This window comes from Microcoleus sp. B4-C1, assembly GCF_036705285.1.
Lineage (GTDB): Bacteria > Cyanobacteriota > Cyanobacteriia > Cyanobacteriales > Microcoleaceae > Microcoleus.
In genome coordinates this window covers 1-1946 of record NZ_JAUBUC010000203.1, presented here as the reverse complement: position 1 = coordinate 1946, position 1946 = coordinate 1, and the positions used below count along the sequence as shown (strand labels likewise).

Here is a 1946-nt window from a genome sequence, read left to right as displayed (position 1 = left end):
AAAAACCAATTTTTCTTTGACACATCTTCTCAAATCCCCTTGACAACTGGCATACAGGCTTAACTTGTGACCAATGCTCTTTGTGGAACACGCATCTTGCCTGTTCTGGAGAATGGGGCAAGATGTGAGTAGTAATTTACTTTATTTAAACAAATTAATATGTGACGGTAAATTTGATGAATAGTTGACTTGGGTTATCTGTTGTATGGGGCGGGTTTAGTAATATTGTTAGTAGGAATTAGATATTATTCGTAAAACCCGCCCCTACAGATTTTATCAGCGTTAATCCGCCTTAATCCGCTTTAATCTGCGGTTAAAAACCTCCAAATCTACTTACTAGCATAGCCCGTACTCACCAAAAACTCCCGCAACTTCCCGAAGAATTGAGTGCGATCGCGTCCTTGATAAACCCTGTCCAACAACTGCCAACCTTCCGCCTCCTGGCCCATGACATACTTGTTCGCCATGAAGGCCGCCAAAACCCCCTTCACCTCCCCATCTTCACTCAGACGCTTGTTAGATTCCAGCCAAAGCTCAGCAGAATTCGTGTATACTTCCACCGGATACTGCTTGGTAACATCTTGCATTTTACCTTGGCGATACTGCCAAATTTGCAGCGGAAAGCGAGAATCAGCGTAATTTGTAAAAGCCTCGGAAAATCTGCCGTCCTGACTCTTAAACTCTGGGATATCATTTTTGCCAAAATCGACAATTTCGTAACTCACATTGCCCCAGAAATGCTTGATATGACTGTATTTGTTAGCTGCCGAGTCGTAGCGGTAAATAAACGAATAATTGCAGCAGCGGGCGCCACTTTTGATTGACACTAAATCTGCCAACACTTCCGGTTCCTTGTCGCCGTCCAAATCACGGATTCGTAGCGATAAAAAACGTCCTTCTGATATTTCTTCGCTGGCTCTTTTGTCGGGATTATCTACTAGAGAGCGAGTCGGAATCAGCACTGGTTCTTCTAATAAAGTTTTACCGTCGCGGATAATTCTGATGCGGAGGTCTTTAGCATTTTCTGCTTCTTTTACGAAAGAAACTTCCGCCCGAACTTTCCCCGCTTCCGAGGTTTCTGTTGTTCTCGGCGGGCCGATATTCGGCGGAACTTGGGCGATATATTCCGAAGGAATTAAGGCAGTTTGGCCGGGTTTGGCGATCGCCTGACAGAAAAAACTTGCTACTTCGGCGCGAGTAGCATTCCGAGTAGGTTCTAGCTGTTTAACAGCCGGATAATTGACTACAAGTTGTTTTTCTGTGGCGGCGGCGATCGCACTTCTGGCCTGTTCGGGAATATCCCGCGCATCTTCAAAAGTCGCATCCAAAATCTCAGCCGCAGGCCCCGTAGATGTATATTTCAAGCCGCTGCTTAAAGCTACCAAAGCCTGCCAGCGGGTAATATTCAAAGTGGGGTTAAAGATACTGCCACTGTATCCAGACATAAAACCCGTCTGATAAGCTTCTCGAATTGCTTTAAAACCCCAGTAATTTGTGGGAATATCTGCAAAGCTGATCGGAGATCGGACGGTTTGGGCATCTGGAAAAGCCATGCGAACCATGGCCGCAAACTCAGCGCGGCTGACGGGGCGATTCGGGCGAAAAGTGCCGTCTTCGTAATAGCCACTGATAATTTTTTTCTGTGCTAACTCCTCAATGCAAGCTTGCGCCCAATGGTTGTTAACATCCGTAAATTTGGCTTGAGCAAATGCCGGTGCTACATTCATACCGGGAAACACTAAATTCCCGATGATTATCCCCAGGGCTACCAGTAAACCGATGATAGCTTGCCATCTGTGCGATCGAATCATAGAACAGACTCCTCTACTTACAAATTGGCGATCGAAACCGAAGCAAATTTTATAGAATACTAAGCTGTTGTGCCTTTAAATAGGGTATAATAAAAAATTAGTTTAGTCAATTTATACAAAAATGCCAGCTAAAAA

General features: G+C 44.9%; 1 protein-coding gene. It reads right to left on the bottom strand.

The features are described 5' to 3' along the window. Nucleotides 1-329: 329 nt before the first annotated feature. Nucleotides 330-1811 carry an S-layer homology domain-containing protein gene (locus tag QUB26_RS31630; protein WP_333321258.1) on the bottom strand — a complete coding sequence of 494 codons (1482 nt, stop codon included), beginning with the start codon at nucleotides 1809-1811 and terminating at the stop codon, nucleotides 330-332. Nucleotides 1812-1946: the final 135 nt, after the last annotated feature.

Coding starts and splice junctions, on each gene's coding strand:
- QUB26_RS31630 (WP_333321258.1), bottom strand. CDS start 1,811: ATGATTCGATCGCACAGATGGCAAGCTATCATCGGTTTACTGGTAGCC.